This window comes from Vibrio sp. 811 (assembly GCF_033339195.1).
In genome coordinates this window covers 1-5025 of record NZ_JAWOUB010000045.1, presented here as the reverse complement: position 1 = coordinate 5025, position 5025 = coordinate 1, and the positions used below count along the sequence as shown (strand labels likewise).

5 protein-coding genes are annotated in these 5025 nt (G+C 40.1%); all 5 read right to left on the bottom strand.

Annotation, left to right across the window (positions count from 1 at the left end):
• Positions 1 to 304: 304 nt before the first annotated feature.
• Positions 305 to 844, bottom strand: coding sequence for a lysozyme inhibitor LprI family protein (locus R7Q46_RS24500; protein WP_318077846.1), 540 nt, complete (start codon positions 842 to 844; stop codon positions 305 to 307).
• Between the two features lie 744 nt (positions 845 to 1588).
• Positions 1589 to 2410 carry a hypothetical protein gene (locus R7Q46_RS24495; RefSeq protein ID WP_045481593.1) on the bottom strand — a complete coding sequence of 274 codons (822 nt, stop codon included), beginning with the start codon at positions 2408 to 2410 and terminating at the stop codon, positions 1589 to 1591.
• Positions 2411 to 2558: 148 nt separating this feature from the next.
• Positions 2559 to 2930 carry a hypothetical protein gene (locus R7Q46_RS24490; RefSeq protein WP_318077845.1) on the bottom strand — a complete coding sequence of 124 codons (372 nt, stop codon included), beginning with the start codon at positions 2928 to 2930 and terminating at the stop codon, positions 2559 to 2561.
• A gap of 156 nt (positions 2931 to 3086) precedes the next feature.
• On the bottom strand, positions 3087 to 3467 hold the full coding sequence (locus R7Q46_RS24485; protein WP_180796811.1) for a nuclear transport factor 2 family protein: 381 nt from the start codon (positions 3465 to 3467) through the stop codon (positions 3087 to 3089).
• A gap of 548 nt (positions 3468 to 4015) precedes the next feature.
• A complete protein-coding gene (locus R7Q46_RS24480) occupies positions 4016 to 4465 on the bottom strand; it encodes a GNAT family N-acetyltransferase (protein WP_318077844.1) in 450 nt (149 codons plus the stop codon).
• Positions 4466 to 5025 lie beyond the last annotated feature (560 nt).

The following is a 5025-nucleotide window of genomic DNA, read 5'->3' as shown; positions in this document are numbered from 1 at the left end:
CAGTAAAACTCGCTACCAACCAGCACCAAAAATGAATGAGGCAACCCACGAACTTTGGCATGTTTTACGGTTGGAGACATTCAAGAATTTAAGCCGACAACGCTCAATTGCCGACTTAGAAAAATGAATGCTCAAAGAAGACTAAGAAGATGAGAACAAAGAACTTTTCTGCTCGTCGCCTAACGCCCTGCTAAGGGGTGAGCAACGCAATACAAAAGCCGCCGCAAACCGCCTTAATCACTAAATTCCACGCATAGTAAAAATGCCACGCGTTGCGAATCCCTCTTGAGCAGTTTGTTAGGGCTCAGTTACCCAGCGATACTAGTTCGTCTAGCTCACTCTGCAAGCGAGCAGCTCGTTCAAAAACTAAAGTTTCGAGTTCCGAGTAATATATCAACGGGTATATAGAGCCCCCTTTGTACATGTCAGCTACTGATCTCGCATGGGCTTCGATATACTCGTTCCACTTTACCTGTGCAGACCCGTATGCTTCGGTGCGGTCACTATCTAGCTTACTCATTAATTGAGCGTAAACCTCGTTCATTTTAACTAATGAACGATTATAACTATCCGAAGCCATTTGGTTCATTTCAGTTTGAGTAATATGCTCAGTGCTACTCGTCTGCATATGAGAAACCGATTTAGTGTTTAAATCTAAAACATGACTCTGCACCGCACTACTTTTTTCTGTGAGCATAGAAGCAAACTGGTTTAAGCCTGAAATATCTAAACCTTGCTCACTCATTTTTTTATGTATATCTAGAACTTTTTGATGCTTATCCAAAATTTCTAGTTCAGGCTTTGATTCGATTTTTCGCTTTATAAGATAACCAATGCCCGTCATGAGAGCTCCTAGTAAAACGAAGCCCAACTTTTCTATCATTTCATTCATTTACACCGAATCATCCTATGAGCCCTAACGCCGCGTTAAGTGGTGAACAACGCTAACCACTAAACTTAAACCATTGTACCTTAAACACTAAATTCAACTTGAACTGAAATCGCCAAGCGTTGTGAATCCGCCTTAAACGCTTTGTTAGGCGAAGTTTCACATCGATGTTTAAGTTGTTTTGAAAGCAGGTTACCCGAAACAAAATAAGCAACCAAACACCCACTGACTTTTTGTGATTCAAGAACCATAAAAGCCACTATGTTTCAGCCGAAATCTCAACAACCACGAAATAAAGACTTTCAGCGATCAAGTCGCTTTTGAGGAAGCGAGACGTAAAGCTGCAAACTTAAAGCGAGAACAAAAGCCTCGATTAACTTGTCCTTTCCACACTTTAAGCCCGCGAGATTCACAACCAACCGACTGTGAAAACCAATGAGGCAACTCGCGAACCTTGGCATGTTTTACGGCCAGAGAGATTCAAGAATTTGAGTAGACAATCCTGAATTGCCGACTTAGAAAAACGAATTGCCAAGGGGAACTAAGAAGATGAGAATAAAGAACTTTCCTGCCCGTCGCCTAACGCCGCGTTAAGTAGTGAGCAACGCCACCACGAAACCTAACCATACCACCGTACACACAAAACCCAACTATGGAATGAAAAATACCAAGCGTTGGGAATCTGTCTTAAACGCTTTGTTAGGTTTTAGGTACAACACCATAACTTATTGTGTTTATTTTAGTGTGAGGAATCTCTAGTATTTCATGCGTTTTGTTTAATAAAATCAGAGATGATGATGTCCTTAAAAGTAACTTGAAACTTTCTGAATCTTTTGAATATGATGGAGATACTCTCACCTCTATTCCCCCACCATACTTTAGTTGCCTCAATAAGTTTGCATATGTATCGGAGTCAAAAAGTACATTAGGGATAACTACCCCCACAACTAGAGAGAAAATACCAGAAAATATGAGGAGGGCCTTAGTGTTCCATAATATTATTATAAAAAAGAACATCCCAAAAAATGCGATGGAGGATAGAAAGTAATTATTTATTGTAATTGTTTCATCGTAAATAGGAGCAACAAAACCAACAACACCAGAAATTAAAGACATAATTAAAGCGATAGGTAATATTTTATTCAAAGTCACGGATCGTAATACGGGGAGAAAATCTGCAAAATCAATCTCCATACCAACACCTAAAATACCAAACCCAAATCTACTTTTAGAAACATACCAAAGTAACAATTGCCCAATAAAATACACTAAACTAAAAACTAACACACCTAAGCTTATTGCAACAAAACTTAATGCACTAACAGTTAATTTTAGATATGTCATGCCTTCTGCTGGAATTCTAAACCCTAGATCCCACGCATAATGATACGAAGCAAATTCACTTATAAAACCTATATAACTTGAACCTCCAAGTGCACCTAGAAAGGTTAAAATTGCAAAGCGTAAAACAAAATTCACCCTGAACAAACTAGCTATAATATTTTTAATCTTGTCGAACATATACACCTTACTTAGAAGAAACCTAACGCCCAATTAAGGGGTGAACAACGCCCCCACCCAAACCTAAAGCACTGTGCCATAAACACTAAATTTGAAGTAGAAGCAAAAATGCCAAGCGTTGTGAATCCCTCTTAAATTGCTTGTTAGGCTACTTTTTGAAACCAAGCTTCACTAGATACAAGAATGCATATATTGAAGGAGGAACAATGAATAAACTACCTACATCATGACCTTTAACTAGGGTCACCATCAAATATGTAACAAAGGGAATTGCTATAGGCAAAGGACCAATTGTCGTCATTGGTAAGTACTTGTCTAAATTAGTTAGATCGAAGACTATACCGATGATTACTACAATCATCATTAGAGATGCCAGTCCATACCTTTCAGCATCATTAATGCTCAAATACGATATATACAAGGTTGAAATGCTCCAGCCCAAAAGGGTTCCCCAAAATACAACCCAACGCCATCGAACTGAGCTGAAATCACGACTTACTCTAGAAAAAAAACTGTCCATTAATCCTCCTTATTTTAAAATACGCCTAACGCCCAATTAAGGTGTGAAGCACGCGACCACAACACTTAATTTGAACACCGTAAACACTGAACTAAACCCAAACCGAAAATGCCAAGCGTGCTGAATCACTCTTAAATTGTTTGTTAGGTGCGTAGCTTAATCTTGCACTAACCTAACCCATTTTGCCCGCCATGCCTGTGCTTCCATTGGGTCTGGCCAAAACTCTTTTTGCTTACTTATCAGGCTGTTTTCAACAGTATGAAAAGTTATAGCACGTGCTTTTTGGACACCATCTGCAATTGATACATCAGTGACTACTGTTTCACCGTCGCAAACTACGGAGTGAACTGTAAACTCCCAAATACCATTCGCAGGGTAATAAGTATTGATAGCCGTGAAGTTGTCTCGGCCAATAATGAGTTCACCCGACTGCGGCCAGAAACCCTCAAAATCTGGGCTAAGCCACTCGCTTGCTTTGGCAAAGTCATTTGTTTTCATCGCATCCCAAAAAGCTAGGACGACTTCCTTTGAGTTCATGATTTCCTCCAAGCACCTAACGCCGCATTAAGGTGTGAGCAACGCTACCACGAAACTAAACCATACCACCATAAACACAAAACCCAACGATGGAATGAAAAATGCCAAGCGTTGGGAATCACTCTTAAATGTTTTGTTATGTGTTGTTTTTAAAGACTAAGTACAGGTCAGGCTTTCTCAATCATCATCGTCATCATATTGCTGTTCTTGTTCTGACTCACAACTACTACACAACTCTCCAGTTATTCCGCGAACACCATTTTCACCGGTAAAATAAAGAGTGCAGTAACAGTTTGCACATTGTATTTGGTTACTCATTATCATCCCTTCAGTTTTTATTCTTCGAAACAATAACATGAGAAAAGTGCAATATAGCTTTACTCGTTAGATTACAATTTAGATGCTCGATTGAAATCACATAACGCCCTGTTAAGGTGTGAGCAACGCAACACCAAAGCTACCGCATACCACCTTAAACACTAAACGCAACGCATAGTAAAAATGCCACGCGTTGCGAATCACTCTTAAACAGATTGTTATGTGCGTACTCATAGCGTCAATAGCATTGGCACATAGCGAATGCCATTTTTAACTTGCTCAATATCCACTGATTGAAAGCCCAACCGTTGATAGAAGCCTACGGCATTAACTGAAGCTTTTAATTCAATGCTTGAAGCCCCGCTCCGTTTTAGCATTTCAGTTATTAACCCTCTACCACCCCCTTGTTTTTGGTACTTTGAACTAACGTACAACTGTGCAATATAGTTTCCTTGCCTCCAAGCTACATAACCGATGATTTCATCGCTTTTTATAGCTTTGATTGACGTGTAAACCTCAGTATTTGTAGCCTGCTCGATGTCTCCCTTGCGAGCATTTCGCATAGCTTCCTGACCATCAAGACTCAGAAAGGGAATAACAAACTCTTCATTAACAGTTTCACCCAAAGCTAAAATTAACTGCTGATCTTCCTGAGATACAAGCTCATAGACAATATCCATTTATCCTCCTAGCACATAACGCCCTGTTAAGGGGTGAGCAACGCAATACCAAAGCCGCCGCATACCACCTTAAACACAAAAGCCAACGCATACCAAAAATGCCACGCGTTGCGAATCCCTCTTGAACAGTTTGTTAACTGAGCGCCTTTCAGTTTTCGCCGATCTTTCAGCCACTTTCGCCAAAGCTCGTTTTGCTAATTAATGATTAGCAAAACTAACTCAAATATGTATTTAACCAAAAAATTACCGTTTATCTTTAATTTGAAATGCGTCTCACAACACCATACTTCGGCGATGTAAGTGCGCTGAACTAATCGCGAATGCCTTATATGATTAGAAGGCTTTGTGCCGCCTTTCACATCAGTAAACTTAAGTACCAAACTGAAATTAGTCGCATTACCTCAGCTAAGGAAACCGACCGAACACGCAAAACCTCTGGACCGAGAAACCGTATCAATGTGCTTTCGTATTTTCTGCGCCAGTTAACGCCCAGTTAAGGGGTGAAGCACGCAATACCGATGTTGCCGCATAGCACTTCAACACCGAAACCAACGCATACC

What these genes read in the sequence shown, in the direction of transcription:
- R7Q46_RS24490 (WP_318077845.1), bottom strand. Translation starts at nt 2,930, where the DNA reads ATGGACAGTTTTTTTTCTAGAGTAAGTCGTGATTTCAGCTCAGTTCGA.
- R7Q46_RS24480 (WP_318077844.1), bottom strand. Translation starts at nt 4,465, where the DNA reads ATGGATATTGTCTATGAGCTTGTATCTCAGGAAGATCAGCAGTTAATT.
- R7Q46_RS24500 (WP_318077846.1), bottom strand. Translation starts at nt 844, where the DNA reads ATGACGGGCATTGGTTATCTTATAAAGCGAAAAATCGAATCAAAGCCT.
- R7Q46_RS24495 (WP_045481593.1), bottom strand. Translation starts at nt 2,410, where the DNA reads ATGTTCGACAAGATTAAAAATATTATAGCTAGTTTGTTCAGGGTGAAT.
- R7Q46_RS24485 (WP_180796811.1), bottom strand. Translation starts at nt 3,467, where the DNA reads ATGAACTCAAAGGAAGTCGTCCTAGCTTTTTGGGATGCGATGAAAACA.